Origin of the sequence: Massilia sp. IC2-477 (assembly GCF_020707265.1) — a bacterium.
In the GTDB taxonomy this organism is placed as follows: domain Bacteria; phylum Pseudomonadota; class Gammaproteobacteria; order Burkholderiales; family Burkholderiaceae_D; genus Telluria.
Genome location: NZ_JAJFEQ010000004.1, coordinates 28,780 through 49,296 on the forward strand (window position 1 = coordinate 28,780; position 20,517 = coordinate 49,296).

23 protein-coding genes are annotated in these 20,517 nt (G+C 67.3%); 11 read left to right on the top strand and 12 right to left on the bottom strand.

Annotation, left to right across the window (positions count from 1 at the left end; translation table 11 throughout):
* The first annotated feature begins 44 nt into the window (after window positions 1–44).
* The 4 genes from LK542_RS08900 (at window position 45) to LK542_RS08915 (ending at window position 3,581) form a co-directional block, all read left to right on the top strand.
* Window positions 45–1,109: a sensor histidine kinase gene (locus tag LK542_RS08900; RefSeq protein ID WP_227811636.1), complete on the top strand. Its 1,065-nt coding sequence runs from the start codon at window positions 45–47 to the stop codon at window positions 1,107–1,109.
* Entirely contained in the window at window positions 1,097–1,810 is a 714-nt protein-coding gene (locus tag LK542_RS08905) for a LytTR family DNA-binding domain-containing protein (RefSeq protein ID WP_227811637.1), read from the top strand. Before LK542_RS08900 ends, LK542_RS08905 begins: the two co-directional genes overlap by 13 nt.
* Window positions 1,811–1,927: 117 nt before the next feature.
* Window positions 1,928–2,173, top strand: coding sequence for a hypothetical protein (locus LK542_RS08910; RefSeq protein ID WP_227811638.1), 246 nt, complete (start codon window positions 1,928–1,930; stop codon window positions 2,171–2,173).
* A 160-nt stretch (window positions 2,174–2,333) separates the two neighbouring features.
* The gene (locus LK542_RS08915; RefSeq protein ID WP_227811639.1) at window positions 2,334–3,581 is read left to right on the top strand and encodes an acyltransferase family protein; all 1,248 of its coding nucleotides are present in this window, start codon (window positions 2,334–2,336) and stop codon (window positions 3,579–3,581) included.
* Here LK542_RS08915 and LK542_RS08920 read toward each other — a convergent pair.
* Window positions 3,578–4,153 (bottom strand): phasin family protein, encoded by a 576-nt coding sequence (locus LK542_RS08920; protein WP_227811640.1) that lies wholly within the window; start codon window positions 4,151–4,153, stop codon window positions 3,578–3,580. The genes LK542_RS08915 and LK542_RS08920 overlap by 4 nt on opposite strands.
* A gap of 171 nt (window positions 4,154–4,324) precedes the next feature.
* Here LK542_RS08920 and LK542_RS08925 point away from each other — a divergent pair, with 171 nt between their 5' ends.
* The 5 genes from LK542_RS08925 to LK542_RS08945 all read left to right on the top strand — a co-directional run bounded on the left by LK542_RS08925 (window position 4,325) and on the right by LK542_RS08945 (window position 10,439).
* Window positions 4,325–5,092, top strand: a complete 768-nt coding sequence (locus LK542_RS08925) for a hypothetical protein (protein ID WP_227811641.1) — start codon at window positions 4,325–4,327, stop codon at window positions 5,090–5,092.
* 287 nt (window positions 5,093–5,379) lie between these two features.
* The gene (locus tag LK542_RS08930; protein WP_227811642.1) at window positions 5,380–6,960 is read left to right on the top strand and encodes a flavin monoamine oxidase family protein; all 1,581 of its coding nucleotides are present in this window, start codon (window positions 5,380–5,382) and stop codon (window positions 6,958–6,960) included.
* On the top strand, window positions 6,957–7,385 hold the full coding sequence (locus tag LK542_RS08935; protein WP_227811643.1) for a cytochrome c: 429 nt from the start codon (window positions 6,957–6,959) through the stop codon (window positions 7,383–7,385). The genes LK542_RS08930 and LK542_RS08935 overlap by 4 nt, the downstream gene beginning before the upstream one ends.
* Window positions 7,386–7,410: 25 nt before the next feature.
* Entirely contained in the window at window positions 7,411–7,902 is a 492-nt protein-coding gene (locus LK542_RS08940) for a RidA family protein (protein ID WP_227811644.1), read from the top strand.
* Between the two features lie 59 nt (window positions 7,903–7,961).
* Window positions 7,962–10,439, top strand: coding sequence for a TonB-dependent siderophore receptor (locus tag LK542_RS08945; RefSeq protein WP_227811645.1), 2,478 nt, complete (start codon window positions 7,962–7,964; stop codon window positions 10,437–10,439).
* A gap of 36 nt (window positions 10,440–10,475) precedes the next feature.
* Here the strand turns inward: LK542_RS08945 and LK542_RS08950 are convergent, their stop codons facing one another.
* From LK542_RS08950 to LK542_RS08960, 3 genes are read right to left on the bottom strand one after another with little or no spacing between them, the layout of a single operon-like run.
* A complete protein-coding gene (locus LK542_RS08950; protein ID WP_227811646.1) occupies window positions 10,476–11,366 on the bottom strand; it encodes an ion transporter in 891 nt (296 codons plus the stop codon).
* Complete coding sequence (locus LK542_RS08955) at window positions 11,363–11,788, bottom strand: VOC family protein (protein WP_227811647.1); 426 nt, start codon at window positions 11,786–11,788, stop codon at window positions 11,363–11,365. Before LK542_RS08955 ends, LK542_RS08950 begins: the two co-directional genes overlap by 4 nt.
* Complete coding sequence (locus LK542_RS08960) at window positions 11,778–12,332, bottom strand: NADPH-dependent FMN reductase (RefSeq protein WP_227811648.1); 555 nt, start codon at window positions 12,330–12,332, stop codon at window positions 11,778–11,780. The genes LK542_RS08955 and LK542_RS08960 overlap by 11 nt, the downstream gene beginning before the upstream one ends.
* A 173-nt stretch (window positions 12,333–12,505) precedes the next feature.
* On the opposite strand from LK542_RS08960, the gene LK542_RS08965 reads away from it, so the two are divergent.
* Both LK542_RS08965 and LK542_RS08970 read left to right on the top strand, forming a co-directional pair.
* Window positions 12,506–13,996 (top strand): S41 family peptidase, encoded by a 1,491-nt coding sequence (locus LK542_RS08965; protein WP_227811649.1) that lies wholly within the window; start codon window positions 12,506–12,508, stop codon window positions 13,994–13,996.
* The gene (locus LK542_RS08970) at window positions 13,993–14,304 is read left to right on the top strand and encodes a hypothetical protein (protein WP_227798874.1); all 312 of its coding nucleotides are present in this window, start codon (window positions 13,993–13,995) and stop codon (window positions 14,302–14,304) included. Before LK542_RS08965 ends, LK542_RS08970 begins: the two co-directional genes overlap by 4 nt.
* Window positions 14,305–14,423: 119 nt before the next feature.
* On the opposite strand, the gene LK542_RS08975 is transcribed toward LK542_RS08970, so the two are convergent.
* The 8 genes from LK542_RS08975 to nuoN form a co-directional block, all read right to left on the bottom strand.
* Window positions 14,424–14,732: a hypothetical protein gene (locus tag LK542_RS08975; RefSeq protein ID WP_227811650.1), complete on the bottom strand. Its 309-nt coding sequence runs from the start codon at window positions 14,730–14,732 to the stop codon at window positions 14,424–14,426.
* 4 nt (window positions 14,733–14,736) lie between these two features.
* The gene (locus LK542_RS08980) at window positions 14,737–15,993 is read right to left on the bottom strand and encodes an MFS transporter (protein WP_227811651.1); all 1,257 of its coding nucleotides are present in this window, start codon (window positions 15,991–15,993) and stop codon (window positions 14,737–14,739) included.
* A gap of 79 nt (window positions 15,994–16,072) precedes the next feature.
* On the bottom strand, window positions 16,073–16,591 hold the full coding sequence (gene ispF / locus LK542_RS08985; RefSeq protein ID WP_227798877.1) for a 2-C-methyl-D-erythritol 2,4-cyclodiphosphate synthase: 519 nt from the start codon (window positions 16,589–16,591) through the stop codon (window positions 16,073–16,075).
* A 6-nt stretch (window positions 16,592–16,597) separates the two neighbouring features.
* Window positions 16,598–17,332, bottom strand: coding sequence for a 2-C-methyl-D-erythritol 4-phosphate cytidylyltransferase (ispD, locus tag LK542_RS08990; RefSeq protein ID WP_227811962.1), 735 nt, complete (start codon window positions 17,330–17,332; stop codon window positions 16,598–16,600).
* Window positions 17,332–18,042, bottom strand: a complete 711-nt coding sequence (locus LK542_RS08995) for a hypothetical protein (protein WP_227811652.1) — start codon at window positions 18,040–18,042, stop codon at window positions 17,332–17,334. The genes ispD and LK542_RS08995 overlap by 1 nt, the downstream gene beginning before the upstream one ends.
* A 3-nt stretch (window positions 18,043–18,045) precedes the next feature.
* Window positions 18,046–18,603, bottom strand: coding sequence for an NUDIX hydrolase (locus tag LK542_RS09000; RefSeq protein WP_227811653.1), 558 nt, complete (start codon window positions 18,601–18,603; stop codon window positions 18,046–18,048).
* 51 nt (window positions 18,604–18,654) lie between these two features.
* Window positions 18,655–18,987, bottom strand: a complete 333-nt coding sequence (locus LK542_RS09005; protein ID WP_227811654.1) for a DUF2818 family protein — start codon at window positions 18,985–18,987, stop codon at window positions 18,655–18,657.
* A gap of 8 nt (window positions 18,988–18,995) precedes the next feature.
* On the bottom strand, window positions 18,996–20,510 hold the full coding sequence (nuoN, locus tag LK542_RS09010) for an NADH-quinone oxidoreductase subunit NuoN (RefSeq protein ID WP_227811655.1): 1,515 nt from the start codon (window positions 20,508–20,510) through the stop codon (window positions 18,996–18,998).
* Between the last annotated feature and the right edge of the window lie 7 nt (window positions 20,511–20,517).

Here is a 20,517-nt window from a genome sequence, read left to right on the forward strand (position 1 = left end):
CCCGGCTTTGACAAGCGCCGGCGGATGCTGGAAGATCGGGCCGCATGAACCCGACCCGCAGCAAGATCGCCTTCGCCATCGCCTGGCTCCTGTTCTGGACCCTGATGGTGCTGGTCGCCGTCGAGGACTACCGGCGCGACGGCGGCAGCGCTTACTGGCAGCCCGTGTTGTGGGAGAGCTCCTCGGCGCTGGTCGCTACCCTGCTGCTGTTCCTGCAACGCCGCCATGGCGCCCGCTTCGACCACCTGATCGCCACGCCCTTGCGCTGGTTCGCGCTGCAGGCGAGCATGCTGCCCCTGTACTGGATCGTCTTCATACCGTCGGTGTTCAGCATCCGTCACGCCGTGTATGCGCTGGCCGGCGCCAGCTACGACCATGAACCCTGGGGCCAGGTCTTCGTCTACGAATCGATGAAGCTCACCGTCTTCATCGGCCTGTTCACGATGATCGGCTTCGGCCTGCTGTCCTATCGCGAGCTGCTAGGGGCGCGCCTGCGCGAGGAACGGGCCGCTTCGCTCCTGCGCGAGGCCCAGCTGCAGTCCTTGGCGCGCCAGATGCAGCCGCACTTCCTGTTCAATGCATTGAATACCATCTCGTCGCTGATGCACACCGACGTGGCGCGCGCCGACGCCACCCTGGTGCAATTGGCTGACCTGCTGCGCGCCGCGCTGGCGCTGGGCGAGCGGCCGCAGGCCACGCTGGGCGAAGAACTACGCCTGGCGCGCGCCTATGCGGGCGTGATGGAGCAGCGCTTCGACGGCCGCGCGCAGGTACACTGGCGCATTGACGACGACACGCTCGGCGTGCAGCTGCCCGCCATGAGCGTGCAGCCGCTGCTGGAGAACGTGTTCAAGCACACCGTGGAGCGCCAGCGCGCGCCGACCCGCATCACGGTCAGCGCCACGCGCGATGGCGCCGGGCTGGCGCTGCGCATCGAGGACGACCGCGGAGTGCTCGGCCCTGACGCGGATGGCGCCGGCCCGGGACTCGGCCTGTCCAACCTGCGCGCACGCCTGGCGGCGCTGCATGGCGACCGCGCCAGCCTGTCGCTCACGCAGCTGGCGCCCGCCGGCGTACGCACCGAACTGAGGCTGCCATGCGCATCCTGATCGTCGACGACGAAGGCCCCGCGCGTGCCCGGCTGCGCCGCATGCTGGCGCTCGAACCGGGCATCGAGGCGATCGAAGAAGCCGCCGACGGCCACGCGGCGCTGTGCTGCTTGCCGGAGTTCCGTCCGGACGCCCTGCTGCTCGACATCGAAATGCCCGAGCTGTCCGGCATCGACCTCGCGGCCTCGCTGCCACAGCCGGCCCCGCTGGTGGTGTTCGTCACCGCCTATGACGAGTACGCGCTGCGCGCTTTCGACGCCAACGCCATCGACTACCTGCTCAAGCCCTTCGACCAGGCACGATTGAGGCGGGCGCTGGAACGGCTGCAGGCGCGGCTCGTCTCGCGCCCCGCATCCACCGCCACCGGCCTGGCCCCGCGCCAGCTGCTCGTCACCGAACGCGGCGCCACCCGCGTGGTGCAGGTGGCCGACATCGAATGGCTGGAAACCGCCGACAACTACGTGGCGCTGCACACAGCGCAGGGGGCCCCGCTGCTGCGCCAGACCCTGTCAAGCCTGCTCGACCAGCTCGGCGCCGGCTTCGTGCGCTGCCACCGGCGCGCCGCGGTGCGGCCCGCGGCCGTCGAACGCGTCGTTCCGCTCGACAAGGGCGACTGCGAACTGGTGCTGCGCGGCGGCGCACGGGTGCCCTGCAGCCGCCAGTACCGCGCCGACCTGATGGCGGCCCTGCAATCAGGCTAGGGCGCGGCGCTGTCATCATGCCGACATGTTTCGCCACTATCCTGTTCATGTCTCCTACGTGAACCAACGTATTTTCCGCCACTCTCGAGGTGGCGGATTTTTTTCACAGAAAAATCAATGGAAACCTTACAAGCCGAGCGCCGGGCCTTGACGCGTTCCTTGTTGTCCCATCCCGCATCGGTCGATGCCGAACAGGCCGTGAGGCACGCCATTGCACTTCAGGCGTCCGTTGGAACGCTCGGCGCAGTCGAGTACCTGAAAGCGCGCAGGATCGAGGCGACGGTAATCGCTCGTGTGCTGTCCGATAGCGCGGTCCGCGCAGAAGACCTGATATCGCGCGACCAGCCGGTTGCCTGGGAATAAGCCCGCGTTCCTCCGGCGTCGACCGCTCGGGCGCATTGCCTGATCCTGCTTCAGGGCCTGCATCCAACTCGCCCCGCCGCGAGCCCGTTTGACCACATCTTGCTCGCCCCGGGCAGCCACGACAGGCATGCTGGCGCCACTTCGACAACGAGCGTGCGCCATGAACACTCAAATCACTCCCCCAACGCGCCTGTACTTCCTCGACTGGGTGCGCATCATCGCCTTTTTCATCCTGATCCTCTACCACGTCGGCATGTACTACGTAAGCTGGGACTGGCATGTGAAGAGCCCCTTCGCCTCTACACTCCCGGAACCCTTCATGATGCTGTCCTCGCCCTGGCGCCTGGGGCTGCTGTTCTTTGTTGCAGGCGCCGCGGCCAGCCTCATGCTGCGCAAGGCCGGCACCGCGCCCTTCCTGCGCCGGCGCAGCCTGCGCCTGCTGCTGCCGCTGGTGTTCGGCATGCTGGTGGTGGTGCCGCCGCAGCCCTACCTGGAAGTGGTCGAGAAGCTCGGCTACGCCGATGGCTACGGCGCCTTCATGCGGCTGTACCTGCAGGCCTACAAGGGCTTCTGCCGCGAGGATTGCCTGATCCTGCCGACCTGGAACCACCTGTGGTTCGTCGCCTACCTGTGGATCTATACAATGCTGCTCGGCGGGCTGGTCGCGGCGCTGGGGCCGCGCTTCGACGCCGTGGCGGCACGCATCGGCGGCTGGCTGACGGGTTGGCGCATCGTCGCCCTGCCGGCCGCCGTACTGGCCATCGCACGCGTGGCCCTGGTCGAGCATTTCCCGACCAACCACGCCGTCGTTGGCGACTGGTACAACCACGCGATGTCCTTCATTCCCTTCCTGCTGGGCGCCCTGGTGGCGCGCGTGCCCGGCTTCTGGGCCCGCCTGGTTCCGCTGCGCTGGCATGCGCTGGGCATCGCCGCCATCGGCTGGGCCCTGCTCGTCATGTGGATCGCTGCCTACGAAGTGGTCGCCCCGACTGTAATGGCGTCCCTGCGTCCCTTCGTGTTTGCAATGTATGCGCTGCAGGCCTGGTGCGCACTGGTGGCCGCCTGCGGTTTCGCCGCGCGCCACCTGGATCGTGACGGCGCGGCGCGGCGTTACCTGAACGAAGCGATCTTCCCGGTGTACATCCTGCACCAGACCCTGATCGTGACGATGGCGCACGCCATGCAGCCGCTGCGGATCGGGCCGGGTCTGGAGGCGGTGCTGCTGGTGCTGCTGACCTTGACCCTGAGTTTCGGGATCTTCGAGGTGGTGCGCCGCGTGGCCCTGCTGCGGCCGCTGTTCGGATTGGCGCCGGCGCGTGCCGCCGCGCCGGCGGCGGTGGCGGCGCCAGGCGATGCCGCCACCGTGGGAGCGCCCGCCGGCGCTGCCGGCCGGGCGCTACGACCCTAGTGCGTGGCCGCGCCTGCCGGGCGGTTGCCCTGGGCGCCGGCCTGTTGCGCGCCCTGTCCCGGCTGGCCGCGGTGCACTTCACCGTCGCCATCCATCGGGTGGCGCGCATCGCCGTCCGCACGTGCGAACGGGTCGGCGGCGTTGCGCAGCGCCTCCTGCTGGGTGCGGATATGACGCTCGGTTTCCTCGGCGGTGCTGCGGGTGACTTCGTCGACCAGGGCGCGTGCGGTACGCGTGGTGTTCTGCACGTGCTGCTCGGTCACCCGCGCCAGCTCGACCTGGGCGTCGGCCGCCAGGCGCGAGATGTGGTGCTGGTAGGCGCGCAGCTTGTCGCTGGTCGGCTGGGCGTGCGCGGCGGCAGCGCTGAGCATCTCGGTCTGGCGATCGGCGCTCAGCACCTGCTGGCTGGCCAGGGTGCTCTCCTCGACCAGGGTCTGCACCAGCTGGATGTTCAGGTCGCACATCTGCTGGAAGGACCGGAACATGGACTTGGACATGTCGTTCAGGAAGGCGGTCTGCGCGTCCATGTGGGTGCGCACGGCCGGGGTCACGGTTTGTGGAAAGGGATACATGCATTGACCTCGTTATATGGGTGCATTGAAAGACACACCGCAGCCCACCTAACCGGGCTGCGACACGAGGGTAGAAGACTAGCCTTGCACGTACGTCGACCTTTGAGCTGGATTAAACGTGCGCTGGCCTGAACCTTGCATGCAAGCACGGTATCCGAAGGGGAGATGCCGATGTTTATACAGAACGATGTCCTCGAGTACGCCGGTCCGCCGGTACACGCCATCCGGATCCTGTGGATCGACAGCGGCGGCCTACTGGCCTACGTCTTCCCGCTCGGGCAGGCCAGCGCCCTGCCCCGGCCACTGGCCACCGCAGCGCTGGCGGCCGATGTCGCCGCGCGTCGCGCCCGCCTGCTGCTGGCCGATCCCCATGCCGCTCGTCCGCCCGCCATGGTGGCCGACAAGCACCGCCGCCTGCAGATGAAGGCCTGGGAAGCCGTCCGCAGCCTGCACGCGCAGCTCCCGGCGCTCTACCTGCAGGCCCAGCGGCCCGCCCTGGTGGCTGCCTGCGCCGAGGCGCAGGGCATGTCGAAGGCCAGCGTCATGCGTTACCTGCGGCGCTACTGGGAGCGCGGCCAGACCCCCGATGCGCTGTGGCCGGACTACCTGAATTCCGGCGCGCCCGGCAAGACGCGCGCCGCCAACCCCGGCGTCAAGCGCGGCCGCCCGCGCAAGGGCGAAGCCGCCGGCGCCAATGTGGACGGCGCCATGCGCGCGCTGTTCCGCGCCGCCGTAGCACGCTATGCCGCGACCCATGCCGCGTTCTCTCGGCAGGATGCGTATCGCCAAATGCTGGAAGAATTTTTCCGCGGACATGATATCGGCACGCTGCCGAGCTACGGGCAGTTTTGCTACTGGCTAGAGCGCGACGGACTGGTGGGGGACACCCTGCCAAGCCAGTGCGTATTGTCGCCAGAATGGTGCAGTGCCGCAAAGTAGTGCCACAGAGCAGTATATCTTGCGGATCGCGCTGGATCGCCTCCCTTCCGGCCCCTTGCCGTGACTGGGAAAAATATAGTCTGCAGCAGTCCCGCCCCAGGGACGTCAATACACTCTGCATGTGTATTTAATTTGCATAAATTGGCTGACAACAAGCTTACATTTGCACGATTTAGCGCCAGACTTTATTTTTATTCGGCCTTTTGTTGATATTTCGCACGCTACTGGCACGGCTATTGCTGTTGGGACCATAGCAGGTCTCCCAACAACAAAGAGTTGAGGTGCGGATGAAACGAAGAACCCCGTCGCTGACCCGGCGTGAATTCCTGTATCGCGCTGCTGCCGTCGGCGGATCGGCGCTGCTGTTGAACACCATGAAAGCCTGGGGCATGGGCATCGCGTCCCGGGTCAACGCCCCGCCCGCGCTCGGCGGCAGCGGCAAGGGCAAGAAGGTCGTGATCCTCGGCGCCGGCCTGGCCGGCCTGACCGCCGCCTTCGAGCTCGCCAAGCTCGGCTACGAAGTGCAGGTGCTGGAGGCACGCAGCTTCGCGGGCGGACGCTGCCAGACAGCGCGCAAGGGCTTCGCCCTGAAGGAGCTGGGCGGCGAGGTCCAACGCTGCAACTTCGACGAGGGCCACTACATCAACCATGGACCGTGGCGCATCCCGCTCGACCACCAGTCCACCCTGTACTACACGCGCCTGTTCGACGTGCCGCTCGAAGTCATGGTCAACGAGAACGACCACGCCTTCGTCTACCTAGAGGACGGCGGCCCACTCTCGAAGCAGCGCCTGCGCGGCGCCCAGGTCAAGGCCGACATGCGCGGCCACGTGGCCGAGCTGCTGGCCAAGAGCGTGAAGGAGCACCAGCTCGACGCCCGCCTGAGCGCCGACGACCAGGCCCTGCTGCTCGACTACCTCGTCAACGAAGGCGCCCTCGGCAATGGCGACCTGGCCTACAAGGGCCGCAACGGCCGCGGCTTCGCGGTCAATCCGGGCGCCGGCCTCGTGCCCGGCCCGGGCAAGCCCTCCGATCCGCTCGCCTTCGGCGACCTGCTGGCGGCCAGGGTCGGCAAGGTCTACAGCGCAGTGCAGGAATTTCCCATGCACGCGACGATGTTCCAGCCGGTCGGCGGCATGGACCAGATCCCGCGCGCTTTCGCACGCCGCCTCGGCAAGGCAATCCGCTACGGCGCCGTGGTCGAACGCATCCGCCAAGCGCCCGGCGCGGTCACGATCGACTACCTGGACGGCGGCAAGCGGGCCTCGGTCAGCGCCGACTATTGCCTGTGCACGGTGCCGCTGTCGGTGCTGCGCATGATCGACACCGATTTCTCGGAGCGCTTCAAGGCGGCGATCCAGGCCGTCCCGTATGCGCCGGTGGGCAAGATCGGCCTGCAGATGAAGCGCCGTTTCTGGGAAGAGGACGAACAGATCTACGGCGGCCATGTGCTCACCGACATCAAGGGAATCAACACCATTTCCCTGCCGTCCGGCGGCTGGCAGCAGCGCAAGGGCGTGGTGCTCGGCTACTACAACTACGCGCTCGATGCGATCGAGGTCAGCGCACTGACGCCGGCCGAACGGACCGAATTCGCCCTGCGCGCCGGCGAGAAGATCTTCCCGGCCTACCGCAGCGCCCATGAGCAGTCCTTCTCGGTGGCCTGGCACCGCGTGCAGCACAGCCTGGGCGGCTGGGCCGAATGGAACGAGGACGCGCGTCAGGGCGCCTACCCGGTCCTGCTCGAAGGCGAAGGCCGGGTGCTGCTGGCCGGCGAGCACCTGAGCTACCTGACCGGCTGGCAGGCCGGCGCCATCGAATCGGCCTGGCAGCAGATCGAACAACTTCACAAGAGGGCAAGCGCATGAGCTTCCACACCTCCCTGCACGCGCTCCTCGGCGCGCTTTTGACCAGCTCCCTGCTGCACGCCGGTGCTGCCATGGCCCAGGCCCCGACCGGCGGGACTGAGGGCAAGGCCCTGTTCGCCAAAAACTGCGCCGCCTGCCACCAGGCCGACGGCCGCGGCATCCCGGGCGCCTTCCCGGCGCTGGCCGGCAGCGCGGTCGCGCTCGGCGAGCCGGCGCCGCTCGCGGCGGTGCTGCTCAAGGGACGCGGCGGCATGCCCGCCTTCAGCGGCAGCCTCGACGACGCCGAGATCGCCGCTGTCCTGAGCCATGTGCGCAGCAGCTGGGGCAACGGCGCCGCCCCGGTGTCAAGCGCCGAGATCGAGGCCCAGCGCAGCGCGCTGCAGGTCGCACCCGCCACTCGCAGCCGCTTCGGCAACAAGCACTGATTTTCCAACGACACGAAAGGCATCCATGAAGTCATTCGCATCCCGTCTCGCCGCCCTGTCCCTGCTGCTGCCGGCTGCCGCCGGCGCCCAGGAGATCGTGCGCCACAAGATCCCCAATTCGGATTTCCCGATCGCCCTGGCGGTGACCCTGCCGCCCAGCGCCACCATCCATTTCATCAGCGGCCAGGTGCCGCCGGTGGTCAACAAGACCGCCGATCCGAACTCGCTGGCCGCCTTCGGCGACACCAGAACCCAGACCGTCGGAGTGCTGAACCGCATCAGGGAGATCCTGCAGGGCATGGGGCTGGGCATGGGCGACGTAGTCAAGATGCAGGTGTTCATCGTCGGCGACGTCTCCAAGGGCGGGCGCGCCGACGTCGCCGGCTTCATGGAGGGCTATACCCAGTTCTTCGGCGGCGCCCAGCCGAACCTGCCGGCGCGATCGGTGTTCCAGGTCGCCGGCCTCAGCAACCCCGGCTGGCTGATCGAGATCGAGGTCACCGCCGCCAAAAAATAAGGAGCGCCCAGCAAAGCGCCGTTCGTTTTCCGTCTCGCTGTCCATCGAAGGGAAATACCATGTACAAAGCCATTCGTCTCACCGGCGTCGCCGCCGGTCTGCTGTCCTGCGGCCTTGCGCTCGCCCACGCCGACGAGAAGGCCGCCGACGCGCCCGCCGCGCCGGCGCCGGCGCCCGAGCCCGGGGCGCCGGGCGTCACCGGCACCGGCGTCGTGATCGTCACCGGCACCCGCGCCGCCGGCCTCAAGGTGGAGAACAGCGCCTCGCCGGTCCAGGTGCTGGACTCGGCCTCGCTGGCCCGTACCGGCCAGCCGGACCTGATCCAGGCCCTGGCCCAGAACCTGCCGTCGCTGAACGCCCAGGCCTTCGGCAGCGACATGGCGAACATGACCCTCTCGGCCCGCCTGCGCGGCCTGAGCCCGAACAATACCCTGGTGCTGGTGAACGGCAAGCGGCGCCACGGCACCGCCAACCTGGCCGTGCTGGGCGGTCCCTACCAGGGCGGCGCGGCTGCTGACCTGAACTACATCCCGGTGGCCGCGATCGACCATGTCGAGGTGCTGCAGGACGGCGCCGCGGCGCAGTACGGCACCGACGCCATCGCCGGCGTGGTCAACATCATCCTGAAGTCGAACGAGCGCGGCGGCAGCGCCAACCTCAACGGCGGCGCCTACATGGACGGCGGCGGCCACACCGGCGACGGCATGGCCAACATCGGCCTGCGTCCCTTCGACGACGCCTTCCTGAGCCTGACGGCCGAAAGCAAGTACCATGGTTTCTCCGACCGCGGCGGCATCGACCCGCGCGTGGTCGACCCGGCCACCATGGCGGCCATGCCCAGCCTGGTTAACGCGCCCGGCTACCCGCGCCTGAACAAGATCTCGGGCGACGCCCAGTACCGCCAGCACATCGCCGCCGCCAACTTCGGCGCCGACTTCGGCCAGGACCTGTCGCTGTATGCCTTCGGCACCTACGGCAAGAAAGAGGCGCGGGCCTGGGAGAACTACCGCATGCCGAACCGCCTGCCGCAGATCTACCCGTTCGGCTTCAGCCCGCAGGAGACCTTCGACGAAGAGGATTATGCCTTCACCGCCGGCATCAAGGGACAGCTGGCGGGCGGCTGGCGCTGGGACCTGTCGAGCACCTATGGCAAGGACGTGGCCAAGCTGGGCGTGGCCAATTCCGCCAACATCTCGCTCTACACCGACACAGGCAGCACCCCGCTGAACTTCGCCGCCGGCGAATTCCACGCCAGCCAGTGGACCAATAACCTCGACCTGAGCCGCGAGTTCGAGATCGGCTGGTCGGTGCCGCTGACCTTCGCCCTCGGCCTGGAGCACCGCCGCGACACCTACGCCATCGTCGCCGGCGACGCCCCCTCGCGCTACAAGGAAGGCTCGCAGTCCTACCCCGGCTTCTCGCTGACCGACGCCGGCAGCCACAGCCGCAACAACAAGGCCTTCTACGTCAACCTCTCGGGCCAGCCGCTGCCGGGATGGACGGTCGACGTCGCCGGCCGCTACGAGCGCTTCAGCGACTTCGGCAACGCCAAGGTGGGCAAGCTGACCAGCCGCTACGATTTCTCGCCGGCGGTCGCGCTGCGCGCCACTTACAGCAACGGCTTCCGCGCCCCGACCCTGGCCGAGTCCTACTACTCGGCCACCAACGTGTCGCCGCGCAGCGCCTTCGTGCAGCTGGCCCCGAACTCGCCGGGCGCGCGCCTGGTGGGCATCGACGGCCTCAAGCCGGAAGCGTCGACTAACGTCAGCGCCGGCCTGGTGCTGAATCCGCGCCCGGGCCTGGCGATCACGCTCGACGCCTACCAGATCAGCATCCGCGACCGCATCGTCGGCAGCGGCGCGATCTACGGCTCCGGCGGCGCGGTCAACGCCCCGGCGGTGACGGCGGCCATCCTGGCCAACGGCAACGTGCTCGACCCGACCGTGGTCCAGACCGGCATCAACATTTTCTCGAACGCCGTGAACACGCGCAGCCGCGGCCTGGAAGCGGTCGCGACCCTGAGCAGCAACTACGGCGGATACGGGCGCGTCGACTGGTCGGCGGCGGCCAACTACAACCGGGTCAAGGTCATTAAGATCAACCAGGCGCCGGCCCAGCTGCGGCCGCAGACCCTGCTCGACGCCACCGCGATCTCGCACCTCGAGACCGCTTCGCCGCGGGCGCGCCTGAACCTGGGCGCGTTGTGGAAGACGGGCGCGTGGACCGTGAACCTGCGCGAGAACGTGTTCGGCAAATCCTCGGAACTGATCTCGTCGGATGGCGCGGTGTACTACGAGAACGAGGTCAAGCCGTCCGTGATCACCGACCTCGAAGTGAGCTACCAGTTCGGCAAGGCCTGGACTGTCTCGCTGGGCGCCAACAACCTGTTCAACGAATATCCCGACCAGGTCAACCCCAGGCTGCTGGCCGAGCAGCGCGCCAACCTCGACAACGCCGCGGTGACGATCTACCCCCCGATCTCGCCCTTCGGCATCAATGGCGGCTATTACTACGCGCGCCTGGCCGTGAAGTTCTGACGAGGCGGCGCCATGGCGCGGCTGCACCGGCCGGTCTCAAGGCCGGGACGGCGCTGGAGGCAATTCAGCGCCGCACTCCTTGCAGAAATTCGCGTTCGCATCATGGCCGCCGCTGCCGCACACCTCGCAGTCGCGCGGCAGGCGCGCCGGGCCATGGCGGCGGTCGCCGCGGCGCGCCGTCATCTCGGCGGTGACGATGCCGGTCGGCACCGCCAGAATGCCCCAGCCGAGCAGCATCATGAATGAGGCAATGCCTTTGCCGAGCGGCGTATGCGGCGTGATGTCGCCGTAGCCCACCGTGGTCATGGTGACGATTGCCCAGTACATCGCGGTCGGGATGCTGGTGTAGCCATGTTCCGGCCCCTCCACCACGTACATCACCGTCCCCAGGATCAGCACCGCCATCAGCACCACCGACAGGAACACCATGATCTTGCGCCGGCTCGCCGCCAGCGCCTCGGCCAGGCGCGTGTACTCCTCGATGTAGAGGGTCAGCTTGAAGATGCGGAACACGCGCAGCAGGCGCAGGATGCGGATGTCGAGCAGCGCTTCGCTGCCCGGCACCAGCAGCGAGACGTAGGTGGGCAGCACCGACAGCAGGTCGACGATGCCGAAGAAGCTGGTGGCGTAGCGCAGCGGCTGGCGCACGCACAGCAGGCGCGCCACGTACTCGATCGTGAACAGCAGGGTGAAGGTCCACTCCAGCCCATGCATGAGATCGGCGTGGCGAACCCGGATGCGCGGCACGCTGTCGAGCACCACCACCAGGATGCTGAGCAGGATCGCCAGCACCAGCGCGATGTCGAAGCGCCGCCCGGCGACCGAATCGCTGCGGAAGATGATGTCGTACAGGCGGCCGCGCCAGCCGTCTGGCCGGCCGTAGCGGGCGGCACGATGATCGCCAGCTGTTGCCGTGCGCGCCTTCATGCGGTGTAAGGCGCCCCCTTGAGCTCGACGGTATTGCGCTCCGGGTCGAGCAGGTACATCGACGGGCCCTCGCCTTCGGCGCCATAGCGCGATTCGACCGGGCCGGCCTCCACGCCATGCGCCGCCAGGTGGCGCCGGATCGCGCCTTCATCGAAGGGTTCGAGGCGCAGGCACAGGTGGTCGAGGTTGCGCCCCTCGAGGCCGGGCGCGGCGCCGCCCGCGCTTCCCAGCTTGCCGCTCACGGGCACCAGGTCGATCATGGACGCGCCGGCGCGCAGCTGGACCAGGCCGATCTCGTCCTGGCGGCGCTCGACCCGGCAGCCCAGCACCTCGCCATAAAAGGCGATCATGGCCTCGAGGTCGGCCACGCGCAGCACGATGTGGTCGAGCCCGCGCACCGCGATCGGGTGTTCAGCGGGCATGGCGCTCTACCCAGGCGGCGAAGCTGTCGATGAAGGTCTGGAAGAAGGCGCGGCTCCCATCGTCGACCAGGCGGTCGCCCTCGTACTTGTTGCCCACCATGCCGACATAGGCTTCCGGCGCCGGCATGCAGGGCATGTTCAGGAAGGGCAGCATCTGGCGCAGGTGGTGGTTGGCGCCGAATCCGCCCAGCGCGCCGGGCGACACGCTGACCACCGCGCAGGGCTTGTCCGCGTAGGCGGCCTTGCCGTAGGGGCGCGAGCCGACGTCGATCGCATTCTTGAGCGCGCCCGGCACCGAGCGGTTGTATTCCGGCGTACAGAACAGGATGCCGTCGGCCTGCCTGATGCGCTCGCGGAAGGCCGTGAAGGCGGGCGGTGGGTTGTCGGTCTCGTCGTCCTGGTTGTAGAGCGGCAGGTCGCGGATCTCGACGATCTCCATGCGCAGGCTGGCGGGCGCGAGTTCGATCATCGATTGCGCCACCTTGCGGGTGAACGAATCCTTGCGCAGGCTGCCGACGATGACGGCGATGTTCCGTGTGGCCATGGTAGTCCTCTCAAAAATGCGGTCTGAAAACCCGATGGTAACCATTTTTGCAAGCCTGCGCTGTCCACCTCCTGCCGGCGAGCGCGAGCGGTGTGAGAAACCACGCATTTCCCAGCAGCATAGCCGCGGTATAGTGGGCGCCCGATTCCGACCCGCTGCCTGCCATGCGCTTCATGCCGACCATCCTTGCCGCTGCCCTTGCAGCGCTCGCCAGCTATTCATCCACCGTGTCGGCCGCCGACGCCGCTCCGCCCCTGCCGTCCACGGCGCAGGCTTGGCGCGCCGCCGCCCTGCGCGACGTCGACGCCGGCTACCGGGTCACCCTGGCCAACCATGCCGGCGCCCACGATCCGCACAACCCGGCATTTCTGCGCAACTTGCGCGCCGCCAGGGCTCATGGAGCGGCGCTGGCGGCGAAGGTGAATGACGGCAGCGGCTACATCGCGGCCCTGCTGGGCTTTTCGAACCGGATCCACGATGGCCACGCGGGCGTCTACCCCAGCTTCGATTTCGATGCCGTCAAGCCGGCCGAGTGGCCCGGCTTCGTCGCCGCCTGGCGCGGCGACCTGTTCGTGTATGCGAGCGAGGATGGCGCCGCGCGCGAGGGCGAGCGCATCGTGTCCTGCGACGGCAAGCCGGCGCGCCGGCTCTTGGCGCAGAACGTGTTCGCCTTCCTGGGCCGCCCGAAGGAAGAAGGCCAGTGGTGGAGCCAGGCGCGCAACCTGTTCACCGACTTCGGCAACCCGTTCGCGCCGCGCCCGCAGCGCTGCGTTTTCGAGCTTGACGGCAGGCAGGTCGAACGCGTGCTGGCCTGGCGCACCATACCCGACTCGCGCACGCCGCTGCTGCGCGACAGCGTCGCCGGCGCTACCCTGCCGGTCGGCCTGAGCGAACCACGCAAGAACCTGTTCTGGGTCGCCATGCCGACCTTCCAGCCTTCCGACAAGGAGCGCGCCGCCTATCGCGCGATCAACGAGCAGGTGCGCAAGGAGCGCGAACGCTTCCTCGGCGCCGATGCCGTCGTGGTCGACCTGCGCCGCAACCAGGGTGGCAGCTCGAGCTGGAGCGAGGAGTTCGCCAAGGCGCTGTGGGGCGACGCCGAGCTGAAACGGCGCGACGATGCCCGCAACCGGAAGGTCGAAGTCTGGTACCGCGCTTCGCCAGGCAACATCGCCTATTACCAGCAGGGGAAGGAGAAAGACATCGCCCGGGGCGAGACCGCATCCGCGCAGTGGTGGGCCGAGCGCGAAGCGGCCATGCGCAAGGCGCAAGCGGCCGGCAAGCCCTACTACATCTCGAAGGACGAGCAGAACGAGGGCAGCGGGACCGTGCAGCAGGCGCCGGCCGCGCCCTTCACCCGCCCGGTCTACGTGATCGTCCCCGGCAACTGCGCCAGCGCCTGCCTGGACGCGATCGACTACTTCAAGCTGTTCCCCAACACGAAGCTGGTCGGCGCGCCCAGCTCGGCCGACTCGACCTACATGGAAGTGCGGGTCGAGCCCCTGCCGGGCGGACTGGCGCGCGTCATCGTGCCGACCAAGCTCTACGTGAACCGGCCGCGCGGCAACGGCGAGTTCTACCGCCCCGATATCCCGGTCACAGACCTGCGCTGGAGCACCGCCACCTTCCTCGAGGTGGTGGAGCGCGACCTGGCGGGCAAATGAAAGTCCGGAACACGCGGCGCGATGCGCTGATCTGCGGGATCGGCATGCTGCTGCTCGGCTTGCTGGCACTCGGCTTCACCACCGGGCTACTCGAGGGTGTACCGTCCGCGCGCCCGCGACGCGTGTCGCTCTACCGTGCCCCGCCGTGGGTGGCCATCTGCGCCAGCCTGTCCTTCGTATTCGGCGGCCTGGCGGTGCTGCTGACCCACTGCTGGCCGCGGCGCATCGGTACCGTTTTCAGCGTCGTGTGCGGCATCCTGCTGTTCATCGTCCTGGCCTGGCTGGCGGTCATGGAGCCGGCGCGCTGACCGATCAGACTCAATGACCCTAACCAGGGTCAGGTCTGACATTCAGACACAAGCTCTGCAGCAGCAGTTGATGAGCTCGTGTTCAAATGTCAGACCTGACCCCGATGGAGCTCGCGGGCTCAGAGCCGCAGGCGCTTGCGCTCCCCCAGGAAGCGCGTCAATGCCGCCTTGCTCATCACGCTTACCGGATCGCCGTGCCACACGAACAGGAAGGGGGCGCCGCCCTGGCGGTCGGTCAGCTTGGCGGATACCAGGAAGCGGGTGCCGACCGGATAGCGCTCCGGGTCGCTCAGCGCCCGTGCGCACTGCACCCGCAGCGAGGTGGCATAGGCCTGGCCCGACACAGGGCGAATGCGCACCTGTCCGGTTCTCGGATCGACGAAGGATTCCACCGCCACCTCGCGATAGGCCCAGGTTTCGCGCGCCATCCCTTCAGCCTTTCGCTACTGCCAGTCCCGGACGCGCCACGGGCGCTTCGCGGATCGGCAGGTTGATCAATGCGGCCGCCACGGCCAGCAGGATGTCGGCATACCACATCCAGGTGTAGTCGCCGAAACGGACAAAGGACAGGCCGCCCAGCCAGGCGCCGAAGAAGCCGCCGATCTGGTGCGACAGCAGGGTCATGCCGAACAGGGTCGCCAGGTAGCGCATGCCGAACAGCTTGCCCACCAGGCCGGCGGTCGGCGGCACCGTGGCCAGCCAGGTGAAGCCGAGCGCGCCGGCGAACAGGTAGAAGGTCAGCGCGGTTTTTGGCGCCAGGAGGTAGGCTACGATGATCAGGGCGCGGCCGCCGTAGATGAAGGCGAGCAGCGACTTCATGCGATAGCGGTTGGCGAGCGCTCCCGCCGCCAGGCTGCCCGCGATGTTGAACAGCCCGATCAGCGCCAGCGCCGTGGCCGACACGCCGGCCGACAGGCCGCACAGCGCGACTTCCTGCGGCAGGTGGGTGACGAGGAAGGCGATGTGGAAGCCGCAGGTAAAGAAGCCCAGGTGCAGGCACAGGTAGCTGCGGTCGCGCATGGCCTGGCGCAGCTGTTCGCTCAGGCTGATGCCTGGGGCGACGGGAGCGGCCGGGGCTGCGCTGGCGGATGAGGTCAGCGGCACGGCCGGCTTCTTGCGCATGCCCAGCGCCAGCGGGATGGTGAGCAGGGTCGTGGCGGCCATGGTGAGCATGGCGATGACCCAGCCGGCGGACGCAATGATCGCCTGCATCAGTGGCGCGAACACGAACTGGCCGAAGGAGCCGCCGGCGTTGATGAAGCCCGAGGCAAAAGCGCGCCGCTCGGCGGGCAGGCGCTGGGCGGTAGCGCCGATCAGGATCGAGAAGCTCCCTGCCCCGGCGCCGGCGGCGGACAGGATGCCCATGCTGAGCAGCAGCCCCCACTCGGAGGACATGAAGGGCGTGGCGGCCGTGCCGACAGCGAGCATGACGCCGCCGATCACGATCACGCGCGCCGGGCCGTACTTGTCGGCGATGGCGCCGAAGACCGGCTGCGAGGCTCCCCACATGAGCTGGGCGACCGCCATCGCGAAGCTGATGGTGGCGATGCCGAGGCCGGTGGAAGTGTTGATCGGCGACAGGAACAGGCCCGTGGTCAGGCGCGCGCCCATCGTGATCATCAGGATCGTGCTCGCGGCCAGGATCAGCATCCAGGCCGCGCGCGGCGTCATCGTTTCTTGCGTTGTCATGTGCGACTCCCCGAATGGGCGTGTTGCCCGTTCGAGGAATTATAGTGCATATGCACGCACATGTCAGAGAGCTATCTACTTAGCCCGGTTCCGCGGCGCGGATCAGCAGCGCCACCGACTCCGCCGCCATGCCCTCTTCACGCCCGAGGAAGCCCAGCTTTTCGTTGGTCTTGGCCTTGATGTTCACCTGCTGCGGCGACAGGCCCAGGTCTTCGGCGATGCGCGACACCATCTGCGGGATGTGCGGCGCCATCTTCGGCTGCTGGGCAATGATGGTCGCGTCGATGTTGCCGATGGTGTAGCCGGTCGCTACCACGCGGTGCGCCACTTCCCGCAGCAGGGTGCGCGAATCGGCGCCCGCGAACATCGGGTCGGTGTCGGGGAAATGCTTGCCGATGTCGCCCAGCGCAGCTGCGCCCAGCAGCGAGTCGATGATCGCGTGCAGCAGCACGTCGGCGTCCGAGTGGCCGAGCAGGCCCAGGCGGTGCGGGATGGTCACGCCGCCGACGATGAGCTTGCGCCCTTCGACCAGTGCGTGGCAATCGTAGCCGGTTCCGATGCGGAACGGCGGAGTGGGATTAAAGGATGCTTGTGCCATAGTCATTCAGTTCGTTGTCGGTTCGGTTCGGAAAGCAGCCAGGTACATCTCCGCGATGCGGATGTCGGCCGGCAGCGTCACCTTCAGGTTGCGGGGATGCCCTTCCACCAACTTGGGGGCCAGTCCCAGCGCTTCAACCGCGCTGGCGTCATCGGTGATTGCGGCCGGATCCGTCGCGGCATCGAGTGCCCGGCACAGCAGCTGGTAGCGGAACATCTGCGGGGTCTGCGCCAGCCACAGGCCATCGCGCGTGACGGTCGCCACCTCCCCTCCGACGTGGCGCTTGACGGTGTCGACCACCGGCAGCGCCAGCAGGCCGCCGGCCGGGTGTTCACCCGTTTCGACGATCAGGCGCGCGATCAGTTCCGCGTCGAGGCCGGGACGCGCGGCGTCGTGCACCAGGATCCAGTCGTCCAGCGACACGCTGCCGTGCAGCATGCGCAGGCCATTGCGGATCGATTCCATGCGGGTGGCGCCGCCGCAGCGCAGCACCGTCACGCCCTCCGCCGGCACGACGCCGTCGATGAAGGGATCGTCGGCGCTCACCACCACATAGGTGTGTGCAATGAGCGGGCTGGAGCGGAAGGCGTCGATGGTGTGGCGCAGCATGGGCTTGCCGCCGATGGGCAGGTATTGCTTGGGACTGCCGGCGGCCATGCGGGCGCCGACGCCGGCCGCCGGGATCAGCGCGAGATAGCGCTGCGACGCTTCTTGGGTTACTGGTGTTGCAGGGTCAGTCATCATGTCTTGCTTTTTCGTACAGGTCGAATCAGCGACTGTACCTCACCTCCGCAAACCTTGCCGAGGCGGGCATATTCCTGCGGCGAGTCGATGGCTGCCTGCAAGGCCTCGACCTTCGCCATTTCGCTTTTAATATAGGGCATCCAGCCGCGGTCGATTTCGCGCTGGAGCAGGGTTTGCGCTTGTCCGATGCGCGCGTACAGCGGCTTGTCCTCGAAACGCCGCTCGAGGGCCTGGCGCACCCGGCTTTCCGCCCTGGGCAGGTAGTCGAGATAGGTGTTCAGGTGGCGCATCTCGTGCGCCAGCACTTCTTCATAGGCGCAGGAGCCGGGCCGGAATTCGCGGCTGATGAAGACCACGATCGGCGGATAGGTGAGCTTGATCTCGATATGCGGCGCGATGCACTCGTAGCCGCTGGCAGGATCGGTGAGCAGGCGCCCGCCGACGTTGATACTCACGCGCGACTCGGTGCGCGTCAGGCCGAGCACGACCTGCCCCGGCCGCGCCCTGCCATTCGTGGCCCGCCCCTTCATCGCGGTCAGGCCGCGATAGCCGACAGTGTTATCGATGCGAAAACCGTTCTGGGTGCCGGTGAGGACCGATAGCGTTTCGCCGATCGTGTCCTCGCAACGCGCCTGGAAGTCGGTGCGCGGCGCAGCCGCGGCTGCCAGCGCCCAGCACCACAGGACAAGCGCCAGCAGGAGTTTCATTGTTCAGACTGGATTCCAGCTGCCCGACAGGATTTTCTCGAGCCAGAAAGTGCCGATGATGGTTTTCACGTCCGTGATCTCGCCGCGCTTGACCATCTCGAGCAGCTCGGGGACGGTCACCGTGAAGGTTTCCAGGAATTCGCCCTCGTCGAGCTTCTGCTCGCCCGCCGTCAGGTCTTCGGCCAGGAACAGTTCCAGGTGCTCGTCGGAATACGCGATGGCGTTGTGGATGGTGCAGACGAAGCGCCACCTGGCGGCCGTGTAGCCGGTCTCTTCTTCCAGCTCGCGCTTGGCGCAGGCCAGGTGGTCTTCGCCCGGGTCGATCTTCCCGGCCGGGAACTCGATGAAGACCTGGGAATTTGGATAGCGGAACTGGCGCTCGAGCAGCACGCGGCCGTCAGGCAGCAGCGGCAGGATGACCACCGCGCCGGGGTGGCGGATGAATTCGCGCTGGGTGGTGGAACCGTCGGGGAGCTTGATGCGGTCGCGCTCGACCTTGAGGAAATGGCCATCGTAGACCACGCCGCCGTCGATGCGGGTCTCGCGTAAATCTTGAACCATGCGGTCTCCAGTTACAGGGTTGTAGGGTGGGCGGCTGGTCCGCCCACGCGCTCAACCGCGCTTCTTGCGCAGGTAACGGAGCACGAAACCGGGGAACGCCAGCACCAGGAACAGGCAGCCGGTGACCGCATAGAACTCCCAGTTCTGCGCGAACACGCCGCCGATACGGGATTCCAGGGTGCGAGCCAGGAAGCCGACGACAAAGTATAAAACAATTAACTCTAACAGGCGCAGCGGGAAGGACTTCGTGCGCGGGGGGATGCCGTCACCAGCGGTATTCGATTTCAGTGGAATGAAACCGAACACGCGCTCGGTGAGGAAAGGCAGGTTGGCGGCCGCGAGTGCAATCGCGACCACCAGCCAGGACGCCAGGGAGGAATCCAAGGCGCTTGTTACTTTGCGAGGGTGGCCTGCATGGTGCTGTAGCACACCGCCAGCAGCCAGCCCGGAACGATACCCAGCACCACCACGGCCAGGCCGTTGAGCGACATCACGACGCGCATGTCGGCCGGGGTGTTGATGGCGGCAGTATCGGCGGCTTCGTCGAACCAGATGGTCTTGACGATGCGCAGGTAGTAGAAGGCGCCGATCAGCGAGAACAGCACCGCCACGACGGCCAGCCACACCATGCCGGCGTTGGCGACAGCCTGCAGCACGGCCCACTTGGCCATGAAGCCGACCATCGGCGGCACGCCCGCCAGCGAGAACATCAGGATGGTCATGACGATCGCGAACCACGGCGAACGCTTACCCAGGCCCTTGAAGTCGGCGATGGTCTCGGCTTCGTGGCCGGCGCGCGCCAGCATCATGATCAGGCCGAAGCTGCCGACCGTGGTCAGCACGTAAGTGATGGTGTAGTACATCGCGGCGCTGTACGAAGCCGCGGCATTGCTGCTGTCGCCGTTGACGACGCCGGTCATCATGCCCAGCACCACGAAGCCCATCTGGGCGATGGTCGAGTAGGCCAGCATACGCTTGATGTTGGTCTGCGCGATCGCGGTGATGTTACCCACGGCCAGCGACAGCACGGCCAGCACCAGCAGCATCTGCTGCCAGTCGAAGGCCATCGCCGGCAGTGCTTCCACCAGCAGGCGGATCACCATGGCGAAGGTCGCCAGCTTCGGCGCGCCCCCCAGCAGCAGGGTGACGGCGGTCGGGGCGCCCTGCACCACGTCCGGAACCCACATGTGGAACGGGACCACGCCCAGCTTGAAGGCCAGGCCGGCCACGACGAAGACCAGGCCGAACACCAGGATGGTCGAGTTCGCGCCGGCGGCCGAGCTCACCTGGTTGATGGCGTCGACGTTGAGCGAACCGGTGGCGCCGTAGATCATCGACATGCCGTACAGCAGGAAGCCCGAGGACAGCGCGCCCAGGATGAAGTACTTCATCGCGGCTTCGGTCGAGATGGTGTGGTCGCGGCGCATCGCCACCAGCGCGTACAGCGACAGCGACATCAGTTCCACGCCCAGGTAGATCGACAGCATGCTGTTACCCGAGATCATGATCATCTGGCCCAGCATCGAGAACAGTGCAAGCACGTAGAACTCGCCGCCCAGGTTACCGGACATCATGGCGCGGTCGCCGGCGTACTGGCGCGAATACACCAGGGTCATCGCGACGGCCGCGTAGGTCACCAGCTTGAGCAGGTTGGACATCGGGTCCGACACGTACATGCCGTTGAAGGTGGTCACGGTGGCGCCGCTGTTCATGTCCGCGAAGGTGAACACGGCGCAGCCGGCGATCGCCAGCAGGCTCAGCGCGTACGTCAGGTTGCGCTTGCCCTCTTTCAGGAACATGTCGATCAGCAGGATCGCGGCAGCCGCGATCAGCAGGAAGATTTCGGCATAGACCGGCGCCAGATTGGTGTCGGTCGCTGCTAACAGAGTGGAGTTCATTTCGTTCATGGCTTAT

Excerpts from the sequence above, each read along its gene's own strand:
- LK542_RS08900 (WP_227811636.1), top strand. The coding sequence starts at position 45 with ATGAACCCGACCCGCAGCAAGATCGCCTTCGCCATCGCCTGGCTCCTG.
- LK542_RS08905 (WP_227811637.1), top strand. The coding sequence starts at position 1,097 with ATGCGCATCCTGATCGTCGACGACGAAGGCCCCGCGCGTGCCCGGCTG.
- LK542_RS08910 (WP_227811638.1), top strand. The coding sequence starts at position 1,928 with ATGGAAACCTTACAAGCCGAGCGCCGGGCCTTGACGCGTTCCTTGTTG.
- LK542_RS08915 (WP_227811639.1), top strand. The coding sequence starts at position 2,334 with ATGAACACTCAAATCACTCCCCCAACGCGCCTGTACTTCCTCGACTGG.
- LK542_RS08920 (WP_227811640.1), bottom strand. The coding sequence starts at position 4,153 with ATGTATCCCTTTCCACAAACCGTGACCCCGGCCGTGCGCACCCACATG.
- LK542_RS08925 (WP_227811641.1), top strand. The coding sequence starts at position 4,325 with ATGTTTATACAGAACGATGTCCTCGAGTACGCCGGTCCGCCGGTACAC.
- LK542_RS08930 (WP_227811642.1), top strand. The coding sequence starts at position 5,380 with ATGAAACGAAGAACCCCGTCGCTGACCCGGCGTGAATTCCTGTATCGC.
- LK542_RS08935 (WP_227811643.1), top strand. The coding sequence starts at position 6,957 with ATGAGCTTCCACACCTCCCTGCACGCGCTCCTCGGCGCGCTTTTGACC.
- LK542_RS08940 (WP_227811644.1), top strand. The coding sequence starts at position 7,411 with ATGAAGTCATTCGCATCCCGTCTCGCCGCCCTGTCCCTGCTGCTGCCG.
- LK542_RS08945 (WP_227811645.1), top strand. The coding sequence starts at position 7,962 with ATGTACAAAGCCATTCGTCTCACCGGCGTCGCCGCCGGTCTGCTGTCC.
- LK542_RS08950 (WP_227811646.1), bottom strand. The coding sequence starts at position 11,366 with ATGAAGGCGCGCACGGCAACAGCTGGCGATCATCGTGCCGCCCGCTAC.
- LK542_RS08955 (WP_227811647.1), bottom strand. The coding sequence starts at position 11,788 with ATGCCCGCTGAACACCCGATCGCGGTGCGCGGGCTCGACCACATCGTG.
- LK542_RS08960 (WP_227811648.1), bottom strand. The coding sequence starts at position 12,332 with ATGGCCACACGGAACATCGCCGTCATCGTCGGCAGCCTGCGCAAGGAT.
- LK542_RS08965 (WP_227811649.1), top strand. The coding sequence starts at position 12,506 with ATGCCGACCATCCTTGCCGCTGCCCTTGCAGCGCTCGCCAGCTATTCA.
- LK542_RS08970 (WP_227798874.1), top strand. The coding sequence starts at position 13,993 with ATGAAAGTCCGGAACACGCGGCGCGATGCGCTGATCTGCGGGATCGGC.
- LK542_RS08975 (WP_227811650.1), bottom strand. The coding sequence starts at position 14,732 with ATGGCGCGCGAAACCTGGGCCTATCGCGAGGTGGCGGTGGAATCCTTC.
- LK542_RS08980 (WP_227811651.1), bottom strand. The coding sequence starts at position 15,993 with ATGACAACGCAAGAAACGATGACGCCGCGCGCGGCCTGGATGCTGATC.
- ispF (WP_227798877.1), bottom strand. The coding sequence starts at position 16,591 with ATGGCACAAGCATCCTTTAATCCCACTCCGCCGTTCCGCATCGGAACC.
- ispD (WP_227811962.1), bottom strand. The coding sequence starts at position 17,332 with ATGACTGACCCTGCAACACCAGTAACCCAAGAAGCGTCGCAGCGCTAT.
- LK542_RS08995 (WP_227811652.1), bottom strand. The coding sequence starts at position 18,042 with ATGAAACTCCTGCTGGCGCTTGTCCTGTGGTGCTGGGCGCTGGCAGCC.
- LK542_RS09000 (WP_227811653.1), bottom strand. The coding sequence starts at position 18,603 with ATGGTTCAAGATTTACGCGAGACCCGCATCGACGGCGGCGTGGTCTAC.
- nuoN (WP_227811655.1), bottom strand. The coding sequence starts at position 20,510 with ATGAACGAAATGAACTCCACTCTGTTAGCAGCGACCGACACCAATCTG.